14 protein-coding genes are annotated in these 17131 nt (G+C 43.9%); 6 read left to right on the forward strand and 8 right to left on the reverse strand.

Going from position 1 to position 17131, the window contains the following annotated elements:
* The first annotated feature begins 99 nt into the window (after positions 1-99).
* Together LZF95_RS05125 and LZF95_RS05130 are read left to right on the forward strand one after the other, a co-directional pair.
* Positions 100-1440, forward strand: a complete 1341-nt coding sequence (locus tag LZF95_RS05125; protein ID WP_233753898.1) for a vanadium-dependent haloperoxidase — start codon at positions 100-102, stop codon at positions 1438-1440.
* Positions 1441-1613: 173 nt separating this feature from the next.
* Positions 1614-3788, forward strand: a complete 2175-nt coding sequence (locus LZF95_RS05130; protein ID WP_233753899.1) for a bifunctional alpha,alpha-trehalose-phosphate synthase (UDP-forming)/trehalose-phosphatase — start codon at positions 1614-1616, stop codon at positions 3786-3788.
* Between the two features lie 617 nt (positions 3789-4405).
* Here LZF95_RS05130 and LZF95_RS05135 read toward each other — a convergent pair.
* From LZF95_RS05135 to LZF95_RS05170, 8 genes are all read right to left on the reverse strand, one after another.
* A complete protein-coding gene (locus tag LZF95_RS05135; RefSeq protein ID WP_233753900.1) occupies positions 4406-5299 on the reverse strand; it encodes an N-acetylmuramoyl-L-alanine amidase in 894 nt (297 codons plus the stop codon).
* 477 nt (positions 5300-5776) lie between these two features.
* Positions 5777-7558 carry a glycoside hydrolase family 15 protein gene (locus LZF95_RS05140; RefSeq protein ID WP_233753901.1) on the reverse strand — a complete coding sequence of 594 codons (1782 nt, stop codon included), beginning with the start codon at positions 7556-7558 and terminating at the stop codon, positions 5777-5779.
* A gap of 309 nt (positions 7559-7867) precedes the next feature.
* Complete coding sequence (locus tag LZF95_RS05145; protein WP_233753902.1) at positions 7868-9115, reverse strand: DUF4221 family protein; 1248 nt, start codon at positions 9113-9115, stop codon at positions 7868-7870.
* Between the two features lie 124 nt (positions 9116-9239).
* The gene (locus tag LZF95_RS05150) at positions 9240-9449 is read right to left on the reverse strand and encodes a hypothetical protein (protein ID WP_233753903.1); all 210 of its coding nucleotides are present in this window, start codon (positions 9447-9449) and stop codon (positions 9240-9242) included.
* A 179-nt stretch (positions 9450-9628) separates the two neighbouring features.
* Entirely contained in the window at positions 9629-10195 is a 567-nt protein-coding gene (gene nadD / locus LZF95_RS05155; protein ID WP_233753904.1) for a nicotinate (nicotinamide) nucleotide adenylyltransferase, read from the reverse strand.
* A gap of 4 nt (positions 10196-10199) precedes the next feature.
* Positions 10200-10772 (reverse strand): guanylate kinase, encoded by a 573-nt coding sequence (gmk, locus tag LZF95_RS05160; RefSeq protein WP_233753905.1) that lies wholly within the window; start codon positions 10770-10772, stop codon positions 10200-10202.
* Positions 10773-10774: 2 nt separating this feature from the next.
* Positions 10775-11047 (reverse strand): anti-sigma factor, encoded by a 273-nt coding sequence (locus LZF95_RS05165; protein ID WP_233753906.1) that lies wholly within the window; start codon positions 11045-11047, stop codon positions 10775-10777.
* Positions 11048-11063: 16 nt separating this feature from the next.
* Positions 11064-11660 carry a sigma-70 family RNA polymerase sigma factor gene (locus LZF95_RS05170; protein ID WP_233753907.1) on the reverse strand — a complete coding sequence of 199 codons (597 nt, stop codon included), beginning with the start codon at positions 11658-11660 and terminating at the stop codon, positions 11064-11066.
* A gap of 103 nt (positions 11661-11763) precedes the next feature.
* Between LZF95_RS05170 and LZF95_RS05175 the strand changes: the two genes are divergently transcribed.
* The 4 genes from LZF95_RS05175 to murA all read left to right on the forward strand — a co-directional run bounded on the left by LZF95_RS05175 (position 11764) and on the right by murA (position 17128).
* On the forward strand, positions 11764-12624 hold the full coding sequence (locus LZF95_RS05175) for a lysophospholipid acyltransferase family protein (protein WP_368670762.1): 861 nt from the start codon (positions 11764-11766) through the stop codon (positions 12622-12624).
* Between the two features lie 197 nt (positions 12625-12821).
* Positions 12822-15089, forward strand: coding sequence for an ATP-dependent helicase (locus tag LZF95_RS05180; protein WP_233753909.1), 2268 nt, complete (start codon positions 12822-12824; stop codon positions 15087-15089).
* A 66-nt stretch (positions 15090-15155) separates the two neighbouring features.
* Entirely contained in the window at positions 15156-15824 is a 669-nt protein-coding gene (locus LZF95_RS05185) for a DUF4290 domain-containing protein (RefSeq protein ID WP_233753910.1), read from the forward strand.
* Positions 15824-17128 (forward strand): UDP-N-acetylglucosamine 1-carboxyvinyltransferase, encoded by a 1305-nt coding sequence (gene murA, locus LZF95_RS05190; RefSeq protein ID WP_233753911.1) that lies wholly within the window; start codon positions 15824-15826, stop codon positions 17126-17128. The genes LZF95_RS05185 and murA overlap by 1 nt, the downstream gene beginning before the upstream one ends.
* Positions 17129-17131: the final 3 nt, after the last annotated feature.

A 17131-nucleotide genomic window follows, 5' to 3' on the forward strand; every position in this document is an offset into this window, starting at 1 on the left:
TTTCCAATAGCTTTAAGTCCCAAACACAATAAACAGGTATCTCCAGTGCCAATAATACTTATGGTACAGACACCAAAGTACAAAATTAACCTACTAACTATGCGTATCGTCAAATTCCTGCTAGTCTCAGGGATACTCCTGACTGCAATCTCTTGCGCAAATCAGGCCGATTATTCACAGACAATTGAAGATGGCCACTATCTGAGTGAGGCGCAGAATAGAATCACGGAGGTGATCATCCATGACATATTTTCTCCACCGGTAGCGGCAAGGATTTACTCCTACGCTTCACTAGCAGCCTATGAGGTAGCCGCGGCCGTGGACAATGATTATGAATCTCTGCTAGGCCAGCTCAATGGCTCAGAAAAGGTGAATTTCTCACCCTCAGAAAAAGTCTATCCTCCCTTAGCATCCCTAGCTGCCTATTATTATGTAGGAACAGGGCTGATTTTCTCGGAAGACATGATGAATGAGCATAGAGACGCCACCTTTGCTTCATTGAAGAAAAAAGGGATTCCAGAAGATGTTTTTGAAGCATCTGTGGCTTTCGGCAGAGAAGTAGGTGATGTCATCAAAGCCTACTCCTCCAAAGACAATTACCATCAGAGTAGATCTTTCCCGAAATTCACAGTAACTGGTAAAGAAGGAACCTGGCAACCTACCCCACCGGCCTATATGGAAGCAATAGAGCCTCACTGGAATAAAATCAGAACATTTGTGATGGATTCTGCATCACAGTTTAAGCCCCTACCCCCACCCCCGTTCTCTACAGATCCGGATAGTGAGTTCTATAAAGTAGCGATGGAGGTGTATGAAGCGGATAAAAGGGCTACACAAGAGCAAAAGGAGATAGCGCTTTTCTGGGATTGCAATCCCTACAAAATGAATGTGAAAGGACACGTGATGTTTGCAGAGAAAAAGATCACCCCCGGGGGGCACTGGATGAGCATTGCCAGTATTGCATCCAAAGCCGCAGGAAAAGATTGGAAGGGCACTGCCGAGGCAATGGCTATGACCGGAATTTCTCTAAATGAGGCATTTATTTCCTGCTGGGATGAAAAATACCGAAGCAACGTGATTAGACCTGAAACTTATATCAACCAGCATATCGATGAGCAGTGGGTCCCACTGTTACAGACCCCTCCTTTCCCGGAGCACAGCAGTGGACATAGTGTAGCCTCGGCTGCTTCTGCTTACACCTTGGCCCAGCTTTTCGGAGATAAGTTCCACATAGTGGATAGTTCAGAGGTGGCTTATGGGCTTCCTGTCAGGGAATTCGACTCCTTTTCGCAAGCTGCGGAAGAAGCGGCTCTTAGCAGATTTTACGGAGGGATCCACTATCGGCCTGCCATAGAATATGGCATTGATGAGGGGAGGGATCTTGCCGAATTCATCTGGTCAAGGATACAAACAAAGTCCCAACAAGTAGCCAGTAAATAAAATCCGAAGCATCCGGAAATCCGGGTGCTTTTTTTGTGTGCTATTTGTTAAACATAAATCAATTAGCACATCTGCACTTAAATCGTTTTAATTCTATGAGATTTTGTGTAACTTCTTTATTCACCTTTTTGAATGGGATCTGATCCTTTTCTTGTTTTTAAACCTACTATTTTATGTCAAAAACCATTATCGTATCCAACCGTCTGCCCATTAGCCTAAGACACCGTAACGGACGGTTTGAATTCAAACCAAGTGCCGGGGGGCTCGCCACAGGTCTTGGGTCTATCTACAAAGAAGGAGAAAACATATGGATAGGATGGCCGGGAAACACAGTAGATGACCCAGAGCAACGCGCAGAAATCATCCTCGAGCTCCACGAACTCAAAATGGCACCCGTTTTCCTTAGCAAGGAGGATGTGGAAGAATTTTATGAAGGGTTCAGTAACGAAACACTTTGGCCGGCATTTCATTATTTCACCCAATACATGGTCTATAATCCAGAACACTGGGAAGCTTATGTTAGGGTAAACCAGAAATTTTGCGAAGCTATCCTGAAAAAAGCCGGCCCCGATGACACCATCTGGATCCATGATTACCAGTTGCTGTTACTTCCACAGATGCTCCGGGAAGTGCTCCCTAATGCAACTATTGCCTTTTTCCAGCATATTCCATTTCCGTCCTATGAGATTATCCGGATGATCCCCTGGAGAAAGGAGTTATTGGAAGGCGTATGTGGTGCTGATCTCATAGGCTTTCACACCTACGATGATATGCGTCACTTCCTGAGTGCGGTGGGGAGGATCACAGGGCTTTCCAATGAAAGCGGCTACATACAGGCTGAAAACAGAATTATCAATGTGGATTCCTTCCCTATGGGAATAGACTACAATAAGTTTGCGAAGCAGGCGAAAAGCAAAAGAACGCTCAGGTTTGTGGAGGAATTTGGAAAGCAGGTAGAAGACCAAAAACTCTTGCTGACCATTGATAGGCTTGATTATTCAAAAGGCATCCCACAGCGGATCCAGGCATTCAACCAGTTGCTGGAGCAACACAAAGAGCTGCATGGAAAAGTTTCCATGATTATGATCGTGGTACCGAGCCGGGACAAGGTACAATCCTACAAAGAACTGAAAGAAGAAATCGACCTGCTGGTAGGCAGGATCAACAGTGAATATTCTACCCTGAATTGGGTTCCTGTACATTATTTCTACCGCAGTTTTCCGTTCGAAGAGCTTAGCGCATTCTACAACATGTCAGACATCGCTTTGGTGACACCGCTTCGTGACGGTATGAACTTAGTCTGTAAAGAGTTTGTAGCCAGTAAAACCGACCAGACAGGGGTACTGATCCTTTCGGAAATGGCCGGTGCATCCAAAGAGCTTCAAGACGCCATCCTTGTCAACCCCAACGACAGACAGGGTGTGGTGGACGCAATATTCAATGCGCTTTCCATGCCACAGAGTGAGCAAATAGCCAGGATCAGCAGCATGCAGGAGAGCCTGAAAAAATATGATGTTTTCCAATGGGTGAAGGTCTTCATGGGTCGCCTGGAACATGTGAAGCGAAAGCAAGAGGAGCTGACTTCCAAAGACGTGGATGCCAAGGTGATGACTGAGATTCAGACAAGTTTTAAGAAAGCTGAGAATGCAGTTTTATTCCTGGATTATGACGGAACACTTACCGGCTTCCATTCAGACCCTCAAAAAGCTCTTCCCGATACAGAGCTGAAAGCCATAATCAAAGATCTCAGCAAACTAGCCCAGGTAGTGATCATTTCCGGAAGAGACAAGGATACACTGGGGAAATGGTTTGAAGGCCAAAACATCGACATGATCGCCGAGCATGGCGTCTGGGTAAAAAGAAAAGAGGACAAAGGTGACTGGGAACTCTATGCTGAAGTGGAAGACGGATGGAAGGAAGATATCCGGAAAGTAATGGAATATTACGTCCTGCGTACACCTGGGGCATTTATAGAAGAAAAGCATCACTCCTTGGTCTGGCACTATAGAAAAGTGGAAAGTGGCCTGGGAGACCTCCGGATGCGTGAACTCTTCAGCCATCTCAAGTATATGGCCAGAGGCTACAACCTACAGGTATTGGAAGGAAATATGGTCCTGGAAATCAAACGCCCTGACATCAACAAAGGTCGTGCGGCCACGGCGATGATGAAAGGAATAGACCATGACTTTATTCTAGCTATCGGTGATGACTGGACGGATGAGGACACCTTCAAAGCCATGCCTAAAAATGCCTATTCTATCCGCGTAGGATATGCATACACCCAGGCCAATTACAATATCAAATCCTTCAGACAAGTGAGGCAGTTGCTTCAGAAATTGACTTCATAATTGAGTTGAAAACCAAGATTAGAATAAAATATAAGGGCGAAGGATTTTTCGCCCTTTTTTATTGTTTTTATGGTTCAAGTCTTCAGACTTGGACCTAATATATTGCAGTCTTTAGACTGCTTGAATCATCTCTTAAGTCACTCATTTTTACTACCATAAAAACATTTACCTAGGGCCTGCTGAAAAACGCCAAGAATAGATTAAAAGCTGTCATTTTGAATGATTAGCCCATTTTTCATACAAGCGGTTTTTCAGCAAGTGCAAGCTTTTTGACGACTATAGGTCTTTATCCATGCACCAGAAAATCCCAAAATCGGGATTTTCAAGCTAGCCTCAACCATACCATCTTCTACGTTGGCCTCATTCGAAGTATAAGCATACATCTTCGCTCGGCCGCCTTGAACCTGGCATGCCTTAGACTTTTTCAGCAAGCCCTGCCTAACTGCATTCCAACAACTCATTTCAATTAATTGTTTTTTATCTATAGCAAGACACAGTAGCGTAAGGGAATCCATAAAAACGGTGAGGAAAACAGCAGTCTGAAGACTGCATTGGGTAGAGTCCAAGTCTGAAGACTTGAACAAATTACCAGTGCATACATTATGATAAAAAAACCATTACAGATACTTTTTATACAGATTATCCAAAATTCTCTTATCTGTCTCTGTCAATGCCGATTCTATATCCCGCTGAATAAAATGTAGCTTAAACGAGCGTATGGCTGCTTTTTCATCACTGACATCGTAGCCAATAATTCTTAAAGCCAATACCGGATCTAGTGTATTGGACGGCAAAGAATCCGTATTTTCTATGGGGATAGCAATGCTATCCTGTGCGGTCAACACAGGGAAAACCACTTCTTCATCGTACCATAACCCGAATCCTTCCTCTGCTAGTCTTTTCCATGGGAAATAAATGCTCGGATCAGTTTTCCGGGAAGGGGCTATATCCGAATGACCAATAAAATTCGCGGTAGGAATTCCGTATTTCCACTTTAATCGCTCCAGTAGCACCAATAAACTTTCGATCTGGACTGATGTAAATGGTTCCCTGCCGTTATTATCGAGTTCGATCCCGATCGAGGCAGAATTCAGATCGGTATCATTTCCCCACCGCCCTTTCCCGGCATGCCAGGAACGAAGATAGTCATTCAGCATCTGGACAATTTTCCCATCTCTGCCGATTACATAATGAGAGCTTACCTGCGTTCTAGGAACTGTAAAGGTCTGAATAGTCTGTACGAGGGAATCCTGTGCCGTGTGATGGATGATTACATAGTTGGGTTTTCTGAGACTGAAGTTCGTCGTACCCACCCACTCATCAGTTATGCTGAGCGTATCATAATCCAGTTCCGCCTTGGTTTTGGGTATTTCCTGAATTAAACCAGTGGTCTGCTTCACTGACTTTTTGTGCGCTTTATTGTTCTGTCTATAGATGTCTTTGGTACAAGAAGCAAAGGCCAGTGAAAAGCCTACAAGTAAAAGAACAGGAAAAATTCTATGGAATCTCATGAGAGCTTGTTGTTATTCAGGATCTGAAGCTACAAGTATTGTACTAAGTCTGAAAACCAGCTGTAGAAAAAACACTTACATAGCGGGACAAAACACATAAAAAATATGAGGCTATCTCATAAGTAAGTTTTCTTGTCAGGCTGAGGTCGAAGCCATTTATCTGCTGATTAAGCCCATTTCGACTTCGCTCTATGTGACAATTATGAGCTATGAGGCAGTCTCGCTCGCTCAGCGTAAAGCTCCGTACACACCGCATTTCACCGATCAATGCACGCAAGAAGCCTCAAAATTTGCAGAAATCTGCCGCAATCTTAAACCTCATCTACGAGAATCCGCACTTTTTATCCGCGTCAATCTACGGGAACCTTAAACCTCACCCGCGGAAAATCCCCGCCTTTTATCTGCGGGAATCTTAATCTGTGAGAATCTGCGCCTTTTATCAGCGTTTATCTGCGGGAAACTTAAAATAAGATTCTTCTACAAGAAATTAGGCCTATCAAGCTTCTTCCCGATACGGAAAGCTGCGTTCATCAATCCTACATGCGAGTATGCCTGCGGGAAATTGCCCCATTGACTTCCCGTCTTTTGATCCACGTCTTCGGAGAAAAGATTCAGGTGATTGCAGTATTTGACCAATGTCTCAAAACCTTCAACAGCTTCATCTAATCTACCTACACAGGCCAATGCCTCTATGTACCAAAAGGCGCAGATCAGAAAAGTAGTCTCCGGCACACCAAAATCATCCATATGCTTGTACCGATAAAACAGGAAATCTTTTGCCAAAAGCTCCTCTTCCAGAGCTTTGAGGTGGTTATTTGCCCGCTCCAGATCATCCCCAAAGTAGCCCATGGTGATCAACTGAAGCGTGGAAGCATCCATAAACGTAGATCCAATGGCCTGCGCATAGGCTTTTCTTTCCGGCAGGTAACATTCCTCGATTTTGGCGATCGCCATGTCCCTCAGCACAATCGCTTTTTTGTACAGTCCGTCATCTTTCAGCCGGATACCTATTTTTGCGGCAGCGCAGGCTCCCGCCCAGTGAAACAAAAAGGTATAGCAATGCTCCTGCGCAAGATTTCTAAATTCCCACAGCCCCGCATCCTTTTCATTCATCGTCGCCTCAATCTTATTTAGCAGATTCATAATCAAAGGCTTGGAGCTGCTCCGCTCCTCCTCAGTGAATCGCTGATCCGAATACAACGGCAATAACGACACCAACACCTGCCCATAGAGATCATTCTGAATATGCGTGTAAGCCTGGTTCCCAAAGCGCACCGGCTTATTGTCCAGATATCCTGCAAGCTCCGAGATCTCCTCCGTCAACAGTGAGTCTCCTGTAATGGAATACAGCGGCTGATATCGGCCATCCGCCCCGGGACGGAGGTTATGGATAAATTCAAAATATTTTTCCAACTCCTCAAAGTGTCCCAAACTATTGAAACAGGTCAAAGTATAATAGGTATCGCGGATCCAGCAATAGCGGTAATCCCAGTTGCGGGTAGAGTCGGGTGACTCAGGTAAACTGGTGGTAGAAGCCGCAATAATCGCCCCGGTATCCTCATATTGATGTATCTTCAGGATCAAGGCCGAGCGCAGCACCAGTTTTTGATGAAAATTATAAATACTCGTCGATTTGACCCACTGTTGCCAATAGGCGGTAGTCGCATGAAGAAAACGTTCCGAAGTGGTCTCAATAGGAGCCTCAAGGGGTCGCCCAAAGGTCAATACCAAGTATATAGGCTTCGTGAGTAAAAAAGCTTTCCCGTCAATCACATAGCTCAGGGGAGCATTGGTAGAGAGCCTTAGCTCTTGACCTATGCCGGCGTAGCTAATATGGTTGGATCCCATACTCGCCCTTAATGCCCTAGCGCCTCGGTCTGCCCGTGGCTTACAGGTGATTTTAATTTTTGGCGAACCTTCTACCGCCTCGATCTTTCGGATCAGCATCAGTGGCTTATAGTAGCGTTCAAAGTTTTTGAACCGTGGCGCAAAGTCCGTAACCGAATAAGAATCCTCTCCAACATTGATAGTGGTCTTCAGGATATTCGTGTTTTCCAGATAGGCCTGTGATGTGGCAAAATCCGCGGTTTCTGGATGGATGGTAAATTCCCCACCTTTCTCCCGGTCCAGCATTCCCCCAAAAATAAAGTCTGAATCAAATCGCGGCAGACACATCCAGCTGATATTGGTGTCCAGTTCCACATGGGCGATATAGGCACAGTTGCCGATCACCCCACTTCCATAGGTATGTTTTTGCATTAAGGTCAGGTTTGAAGTTGAAAAGTTAGGGCTTTTGGGTCAGGATTCAAGAAAGCAAAAAAGGGGATAGCATGCAAAAATCCCGTCCCCTAATGAAGTTTTGAAAAGAAGTTAATAATCAAACCTCACCAGATTAGGCTCACGGTCCACGGTTACGGCATAGATTTCTTAACCTATCGCAAAGGCTAATATCGGGTAATCCAGCTGATATTGGTGTAGAATTTTCCGATCATATTCTACTTATAATACCGAGTCGTGAGGGATTTGCCTCTTCTAGAAATACGTATAACATCTATTTTGAGTTTTAACTCAAAATATCAATTCCTTACCCTGAAAGAATAAGGAATCCTCTACGCCATTGTCCAGATTAAATTTTTTAAGATCCTTATTCCAAAAGAAATAATCTTTCGCAAAGAAATAGTAATAAATCCCCCCACTTTTAAAGGAAAAAGTTCCAATTTTATTAAAATCTGAGTCGAGAACTATTATCTCTCTTTCTTCAGTAAAATTTCTTTGCTTAAAAGCCTCTTCAGAAATACCCTTTCTAGCCTCTCTAAAATAGAGATCGTTGATGGGATCATAAATCATCTTTTCATAAGAGCTATTAATCCAATAGAAGAAACTGACTATACTCGACCTAGGCACACCTTTCTTTTCAGGATCCAGTTTAATTACATCTTTCACTAAAGAACTTTTAGCAACATACTCTTTCTTATAATTTTTGAAATCTGTAACGATTATTTTATCAGATAGAGGAAAACTTATAATGAATTTATCAATTTTGGGATTATAGATAATGTCCATCATTTTCAATTGCTGTGACATCTCCACTCCTTTCGACTCACTTGGAGGATCTATATAAAATTCCTCAAATTCTCCGGTTTTTAGATCGATCTTTGCAATTCTATTGTAATCAGGACTGGAAAAATCAGGAGCATCAATAGCAATATTAGGCATTATTTGGACATAAATGTGTCCGTTACGATATGCAAATGGGCTTTCCATAGAAACTGAACCAAACCCATGTGCATATTTGCTAAGTTCAACTTTACTATATATCTTCCCTGATAAATCCGTCAAATAAATCCGCTTTAGCGGTCCACTAAAGAGAAGTATCGAGTCTGGGCTGACAAATTTAACCCCAGCGCCTAAGCCCATCCCAGGAAGCGCATTTGGGCCATTTAGTTGAAATTGAACTCTAGTCTCAAGGGCTTTGCTAGTTAAATCGTAAAAGTCCAATGAATTATTCTCTTGGTTATACCATAATATTTTCATTTCATTATTTATAATAACAGGCTGACTGTGATAATTGAAAACAGGGGTGACACTATCCAAAAATAAGTCAAACCCTTTCTCCTTAGATTCTAGGGTTAATAATGATTCTTTTCCATCGACTTCAGTTTCATCGACTTCAGTTTTTTGATGGTTACTCTTATCCGTCAAGGGTTTTAAGTGATTTTCAGTCGTGGAAATATTATTTGCCTTATTCCCGTCTTTTGAGCTACATGAATAAAAAATAACAAAAAAGGATAAAAGCAGAAGTATATAATTTTTCATAATTATCAATGGAAATAAAATTACCAGTACTAGGAACTTAATCCCAGTACTGGCGATTGCAGAAATATTTTATAAATACTCTTAAAGTAATTTCTCTAAGGAATGAGTTACTACTTTTTATTAATCACTCCACACTGATAGTATAATAACAAATAGGCCCAGCATTGTAAGCGTTGCATCCGGCAACATTTCCTCCAGGACCAGAGAAGGTGAAGCATCCACCTACTGTCTGTCCCACATCTGGAGTTGTATCGCAACTTGTTTGTGCATTTAAAGCCAAACCAGAGGAGATAATCAATCGCAAGGTTAAAATCGAAAATTTAATTTTTTTCATGATTTAGTAAAATTTATATCATCCCTAAGGTTAGGAACAACGATAACGAAAAAGTCTTTGGCCAAAAACAACTCCCTCACGAAAGCTTAAATGAATATGGATTCGGATTTTGTCTTTGGCAATGAGGATTATATGAATGGTTGTTTTTTTTTTAATGGATGATTCGGATAGGCTTTTTGCTACACATACAACTTCTTGTTCCGGATATAATCTGCCACTCCATCGGGAAGAAGGTATTTGACGGACTTGCCGGCAAGAATTGACTTACGGATAAAAGTGGCGGAGATATCCAGAAGTGGCGCATCTATCAGCTTGATATTCGGATGCTCAAAAGTCTTGACCTCACCCGGACGTGGATAGACGAAGATCTCATAATTGTCCAAGATGGCCTGATAGTTCTTCCAGCGCTTCAGCTGGGTAAGATTATCTGATCCTAAAAACAGACAAAATTGGTGTTGCGGGTATTGATCGGAAAGGTATGCGAGCGTATCCACAGTATAGCTTGGCCTGGGCATGGAGAACTCCACATCCGAAGCCCGAAACTGAAAATTGTCTTCTATCGCAAGCTCTACCATGCGTAAGCGATCAAATTCATGAATCAAAGACTGCCGTTTTTTGAGCGGATTCTGCGGACTCACCACAAACCAAACCTGATCCAGATCCGTGCGGTCATGCAAGGTATCCGCTATGATCAGATGGCCAATATGGATGGGATTGAAAGAACCGAAATACAGACCTATTTTCACTCGACTATCGGGCTAAAAATTCGTTCACCAGATATTCGGCTTCCGCGCTGGATTTCTCAAATTCGTCATTCACTACCGTGACGTCAAACTGCGGCTCAAACTTGGATTCAAACTCCGCCTTGAACAGTCGGCGGGAAAGAGACTCTTCGGACTCCGTGCCCCGGTCGTTTAGACGCTCAGCCAGTACTTCCAGACTAGGTACTTTTACGAAAATCGCCAGTGCCTGCTCTCCAAAGTATTTTTTGAGGGCCAAACCTCCTTTGACATCCACGTCAAAAATAACGGCTTTGCCCGAATTCCAGATCCGTTGGATCTCCTCCTTCAGTGTGCCATAGAAGTTGCCCTCATAGACTTCTTCCCATTCGATGAAGTCATCGTTATCAATATGCTGCTTGAATTCCTCTTGGCTCAAAAAATAATAGTCCTTGCCATGTACCTCATGCCTTCCCCGCTTGTCACGTGTACAGGCAGAGATGGAAAAACCAAGGTTAGGGATGGTTTGGATCAGATGCTTCACGAGCGAGGTCTTCCCTGACCCGGATGGAGCGGAAAAAATTATGGCCTTACCTTGTGTCATGATTATTTGATGTCCTGAATTTTCTGACGGATACAATCTGCCAATTCAGTAGGTACAGCGTGTTTGGTGCATTTTGTTTTCAATACATCGCGGATGGCCTGTTCAAGATGGTAATGTTCGAAACATGGCTGGCATTTGGCGAGTTTTTCCTTCAGCACTTCTTTGCCCGAATCCTTCAGGTCTCCGTCCAATATGCTTTCCAGCAACTGGAAGCATTTGCTCTCGTCACTGCATTGCTTCTTTCGCTCACCGGATGGGTTGTCATTCATTTCCATGGGTAATATTCGTTAGTTATTCCTCCTCTTCGTCCGTATTGTATCCCATATTCTGGGCATATCCTTGAAGCTTCTCCTTCAACAGATTCCTTGCGCGGTGCAATCTTGATCGCACGGTACCTATGGGAATGTCCAGGATTTTGGCCATTTCCTCGTAAGTAAACCCTTCCAGATCACACAGGATGATCACAGTCCTGAAATCCACCGCCAAGCTATTAAGCGCGTTGGAAATCTCATCTCCGAGCATATCCTTGACAGATTCCGCCCTGAGATCGCTAGTACTTTGGTACTGAACGTCATCCGAGTTGTAATAAGTTTCAACTTCCTGATAATCTACCTTCGTAGGCTGCTTGGATTTCTTCCTGTACTCATTGATAAAGCTGTTTTTCAGAATCCTGAAAAGCCAAGCTTTGGCATTAGTGCCCTGCTCAAATGAGTTGATAAACCGATAGGCCTTCAGGTAAGTATCCTGTACGAGGTCCTTGGCATCATCTTCATCGAAGGTGAGCCTATAGCCAAAATTGTACATTGAGTCTATGTGTGGCATAAACTCTCCATCGAAGATGGCATTTTTCTCTTCCTGAGAATATTTTCTGCGCTGAACTTCCGACATAAGTCCCAAAAGTAACAATTGGGTGAAATTATAACTAGGAATTGGGAAGAATTCAGGCGATTTCGTTTATTTTGTTCCAAGGTTTGGCTCTCTTCAGCCACAGATTTCCCAGCGATATACCGTTATGTTTTTCTTTAGACTGCTTTCCAGGCTTCCCTTACCTGTTTTATACTTGTTTTCAGATGTGCTTTATCTCATAGCCCGGTATGTGATCAGCTATCGCAAAAAAGTGATCGATGAGAACCTGAAATATGCGTTCCCTGAGAAAACTCCGACGGAAAGAAAAAAAATAAGAAATAAATTCTACAGGAATTTTACTGATGCTTTCTTTGCGGAAACCATCAAAATGCTGACAATTTCTGAGAATGAACTCCGCCAAAGATTTCACGTGGTCAACCAAGAACTGGTAGATGCACCGATAAAATCCGGAACAAGCTCGCTGATGATGGCTGGACATATCTTTAACTGGGAAATGGCCATTCTGGGAGTAGCGCTAAATACTGAAGTCACTGCTGAGACCGTTTATCTAAAACTCAACAATCCCTTCTTTAACCAGCTAATGTTAAAAATCCGGACACATTTTGGCGGAATAATGACAGAAAAGAGGGAATTTCGCCGGAGTATGATTACTATGCGGAGCAAACCTAGAATCGTGCATCTTGCAGCGGATCAACGCCCACCCGTCTCAGACAGCAGATATACCCGCGGTTTTATGAACCGACCGGCGCTTTTCTTTGAAGGCGGGGAGTTTATGGCAAAGAAAATGGGACTTCCCGTCTTCTATGGGCAGATTACGAAAGTAAAGCGGGGACATTATCGTTTTGTATTCACCGAACTGGCAAGACCGCCCTATACAGATCATCCAGCTCATAGTATTACGGATGAATTTTGCCGCAGGCTGGAAGAAAACATCCGCAGGCAACCGGACCTTTACCTGTGGAGCCACAAACGGTGGAAGGTTTAAGTCTTTAAGAATTGAAATATTAGAAGATTGAAAAATTTTCCATCTCCATTCTCAATTCTATCGTAGAAACCTGATTTCTAAACCTTATTATTTGAGTCATGACACTACATCTTCTTGGCTCTTGAATCTTAAATCTTGATACTAGCTACTTGATACTCAATCTTGATACTTGTGTCTAGCATCCAGCTTCTAAAAAAATGGATTACCTCGATAGTTTAAACCCAGAGCAGCGATTGGCTGTAGAGCATACAGACGGGCCGGTGATGATCATCGCAGGTGCCGGATCTGGCAAAACCCGTGTGCTCACCTACCGAATCGCCCACCTTATCTATGGCAAAGGTGTAGATGCCTTCAATATTCTCTCCCTGACCTTTACCAATAAAGCGGCCGCAGAAATGCGCCACCGGATAGAATCACTGGCGGGACTGGAGGCCAGGAACACCTGGATGGGGACTTTTCACTCCGTTTTTGCTAAAATACTGAGGGTAGAAGCTCCCAAAATCGGCTACCCTTCCAATTTCACCATCTATGATTCGGATGATTCCAAATCACTGATCCGAACGATTGTGAAAGAGATGCGCCTGGACGACAAGGTTTATAAGCCCAATGCGGTTCTCTCGAGGATTTCGGGCGCCAAAAACCGCCTGATTTCCTGGCGTGTGTATCAGGATGACCCTTTTGTAAAAGCAGATGATGAGGCGGCCATGAAACCCAAAATGGGAGAGATCTACCAGCGCTATCAGGACAGGCTATTCAAGGCCGGGGCCATGGATTTTGATGACTTGCTTTTCAATACAAATATCCTGTTCCGGGATCATCTCGATGTGCTGAATAAATACCAACAGCGCTTCAGATACGTGATGGTGGATGAGTTTCAGGATACGAACCTATCCCAGTACCTAATTACAAAAAAACTGGCAGCCGTACACCAGAATATCTGCGTGGTAGGTGATGATGCACAGAGTATCTATGCCTTCCGGGGCGCGGACATCCAGAACATCCTGAATTTCGAGAAGGATTATCCTGATCTGTTCGTGGTCAAACTGGAACAAAATTACCGCTCCACCAAAACTATTGTAAACGCTGCCAATTCCATCATCGACAAGAACAAAGCACAACTCAAGAAAAATGTATGGACCTCCAATGGTGAAGGGGACCTGATAGAACTGGTCAAAGCAAGCTCCGATAGCGAGGAAGGAAAAATAGTGGCCTCCACTATATTCGAAGAGAAAAACACCAAAAAACTCAGCAACAGTGACTTTGCCATTCTATACAGAACCAACTCCCAATCCCGAGCGATAGAGGAAGCACTCCGCAAACTGAACCTGACCTATAAAATCGTCGGTGGGCTTTCATTCTACCAGAGAAAAGAAATCAAAGATCTGATGGCATATATGCGCTTCACCGTGAATCCTATGGATGAAGAGGCATTCAAACGAATCGTGAATTACCCGAAACGTGGCATAGGTGATACTTCTGTGGATAAGATATTAGTGGCGGCATTTGACCATGACATGCCCCTGTGGGATGTGGTGCAGAATGCACACAGCTTCATCGGAGGCAGGGCAGCAAGTCAGCTGGATGACTTCGCCACGATGATCAAAGCCTTTAAGATTGAGGTAGAACGGAAAGATGCCTTCGAGGCAGCCAGTAGCATAGCCAAGCAAAGTGGGCTCCTGCGCGAGCTGTACGAAGACAAGACCATAGAAGGACTCAACCGCTATGAGAACGTGCAGGAACTTCTGAATGCCATCAAGGAATATGTGGACAACGAAGAAAATGAAGATAAAAGCCTAGGGGCATTTCTACAGGAAATAGCGCTGCTCACGGACAATGACAGGGACAAAGACACCACTGATGCCATTACACTGATGACCATACACTCCTCAAAGGGTCTTGAGTTCAGGCAGGTCTTTGTCGTGGGAATGGAAGAGGATCTGTTTCCTTCCCAGATGATGATGCAGAGTCGGGAGGATTTGGAGGAAGAACGAAGGCTGTTTTATGTGGCCACCACACGGGCAATGGAGAAACTCTATTTCACCTATGCACTTACCCGCTATAGATTTGGCAGATTGTTAAACTGCGAGCCAAGTAGATTCCTGGAGGAAGTATCCCCGGATTGCATTAAGGTTAGCAAAAAGGTATCTTCGAAAGAAATGTCCGGAGCTTTCCGTAGAGAAGGGTTACCGGGGACAACTGAGTCATCTGGATACATTGGCATCAAGAAAAAACCTGAAACCCGGATGCCTACAGCGATGAAAGTACATACGCCCAGCCCTGATTTCAAACCATCCAACACCAACCACCTGCAGGTGGAACAGCTGGTAGAACATCCAAAGTTTGGTTTTGGCAAGGTTCAAAAAATTGAAACAGAGGGAATTAATCGAAAAGCAACGATTCACTTCGAGCATTTTGGTGAGAAAACATTATTACTTAGCTTTGCGAAGCTCAGGATTATAGACTAAGCACTTGCTCCCCTGCCTTTTGGTAATTTTTTCATTACCTTGATTAGCGCAAAATAGGGAGGCATTATGGAGCACATTGAACCAGACAAACAAAAAATCATTTTGAAAGAATACGGCAAAAACATTCAACGCCTCGTTGATCATATCACGGCGATTGAAGATCGTGATAAGCGTACCCAAAGTGCTTTCACAGCAATAGAAATCATCAAGCAACTGAATCCTTCTCTGAAACAGGAGAATGATCAGAAACTCTGGGACGACCTGTATATCATGTCTGATTTCAAACTGGATGTGGACGCACCGTTTCCTATGCCAGAGAAAGAACTGTTAGGCAAAAAACCCCAACCCATCGGCTACCCTACCAGTGAGATCAAATTCAAGCACTATGGCAGAAACATAGAGAAACTCATCGAAGTCGCTATCAAACTGGAGGACGACGAAGAGCAAGAGGCTGCCATCATTTTCATCGGACAATTGATGCGAAGCTTCCACTCTACCTGGAACAGGGAAAATTTTGATGACGCCATAATTCTGGATGACATCAAGACGTTATCTAAAGGAAAACTGCACATAGATCTGGAGAAGGTAAAAGAAAACGGGCTGTTTGAATCAAATACTCGCCGGGATTTCAAGCCCCCACTTCAGGAAGAACGCAGCAATTCTAAAAACAAGCGATCCAATCACAGCAACAAACGTCGCCCAAATAACGGACACAACAAAAAACGTAGAAATTAATGGGTTCATTCCGTGTCAATGGTGGAATCAAGCTTAAAGGCGAGATTATTCCCCAGGGAGCAAAAAACGAAGCACTACAGATTCTTTGCGCAGTTCTCCTTACTCCGGAGAAAGTCACTATAGATAAAATCCCCAACATAGTAGATGTCAATAAGCTCATTGAGCTATTGAGCGATATGGGTGTGAAAGTCACCAGGCAAGGCCCCGAAACTTATTCTTTCCAAGCAGATGAGATCAATCTTGAGTATATGGAAACTCAGGATTATCTTAGAAAAGCATCAGCTCTGAGAGGCTCTGTAATGTTACTGGGGCCCCTTTTGGCAAGGTTTGGCAAGGGCAAACTATCCAAGCCAGGTGGGGATAAAATCGGGCGTAGGAGAATGGACACCCACTTTACAGGTTTTCAGAAGCTGGGTGCCAAATTCAACTACGATTCGGAAAACGAGATCTTCCACATCGATGGGCAAAATCTCAAAGGCAGCTACATGCTCCTTGACGAAGCTTCTGTGACAGGTACCGCGAATATCGTAATGGCCGCCAGTATGGCAGAAGGCACCACCACTATTTACAATGCGGCCTGTGAGCCTTACCTGCAGCAGCTTTGTGACATGCTTAATCGTATGGGAGCCAAAATCTCAGGAGTAGGATCAAACCTGCTTACGATTGAAGGCGTTGCTAAGCTGGGAGGAACTTCCCACAAAATGCTCCCCGACATGATAGAGATCGGTTCCTTTATTGGTCTCGCTGCCATGACCCAATCTGAGATAACGATCAAAGACTGTCAAATACCACGACTTGGTATCATCCCCGATACTTTTAGAAGAATGGGTATCAAGCTGGAATTCCGAGGTGATGACATCCATGTCCCTGCTCAGAAATATTATGAAATAGAGACTTTTATAGATGGATCCATACTTACCGTAGCCGATGCTATCTGGCCAGGTTTCACCCCTGATTTGCTAAGCATTGTCTTGGTGACAGCCACGCAGGCCAAAGGCACTGTGCTGGTGCATCAGAAGATGTTTGAGTCACGCCTCTTCTTTGTGGATAAACTGATCGATATGGGAGCGCAGATTATTCTGTGCGATCCACATAGAGCTACTGTAATCGGCCTGGACAGGAAAACTGAACTTCGGGGCATCCGGATGACCTCACCGGATATCCGTGCCGGAGTAGCCTTGCTGATCGCCGCGCTTTCTGCCAAAGGCACCTCTATCATCGATAATATAGAACAGATTGACCGTGGTTATCAGAATATTGATGAGAGGCTGAAAGCACTGGGAGCAGACATAGAGAGAATTTAGAGT

The sequence above is a fragment of the Algoriphagus sp. AGSA1 genome (assembly GCF_021390545.1).
In the GTDB taxonomy this organism is placed as follows: Bacteria; Bacteroidota; Bacteroidia; order Cytophagales; family Cyclobacteriaceae; genus Algoriphagus.

Bases quoted from the DNA above. Each gene is read 5' to 3' on its own strand.
- LZF95_RS05135 (WP_233753900.1), bottom strand. From the start codon at position 5,299: ATGAGATTCCATAGAATTTTTCCTGTTCTTTTACTTGTAGGCTTTTCA.
- LZF95_RS05150 (WP_233753903.1), bottom strand. From the start codon at position 9,449: ATGAAAAAAATTAAATTTTCGATTTTAACCTTGCGATTGATTATCTCC.
- LZF95_RS05185 (WP_233753910.1), top strand. From the start codon at position 15,156: ATGGAGCACATTGAACCAGACAAACAAAAAATCATTTTGAAAGAATAC.
- murA (WP_233753911.1), top strand. From the start codon at position 15,824: ATGGGTTCATTCCGTGTCAATGGTGGAATCAAGCTTAAAGGCGAGATT.
- LZF95_RS05180 (WP_233753909.1), top strand. From the start codon at position 12,822: ATGGATTACCTCGATAGTTTAAACCCAGAGCAGCGATTGGCTGTAGAG.
- LZF95_RS05140 (WP_233753901.1), bottom strand. From the start codon at position 7,558: ATGCAAAAACATACCTATGGAAGTGGGGTGATCGGCAACTGTGCCTAT.
- LZF95_RS05170 (WP_233753907.1), bottom strand. From the start codon at position 11,660: ATGTCGGAAGTTCAGCGCAGAAAATATTCTCAGGAAGAGAAAAATGCC.
- gmk (WP_233753905.1), bottom strand. From the start codon at position 10,772: ATGACACAAGGTAAGGCCATAATTTTTTCCGCTCCATCCGGGTCAGGG.
- LZF95_RS05165 (WP_233753906.1), bottom strand. From the start codon at position 11,047: ATGGAAATGAATGACAACCCATCCGGTGAGCGAAAGAAGCAATGCAGT.
- LZF95_RS05125 (WP_233753898.1), top strand. From the start codon at position 100: ATGCGTATCGTCAAATTCCTGCTAGTCTCAGGGATACTCCTGACTGCA.
- LZF95_RS05145 (WP_233753902.1), bottom strand. From the start codon at position 9,115: ATGAAAAATTATATACTTCTGCTTTTATCCTTTTTTGTTATTTTTTAT.
- LZF95_RS05130 (WP_233753899.1), top strand. From the start codon at position 1,614: ATGTCAAAAACCATTATCGTATCCAACCGTCTGCCCATTAGCCTAAGA.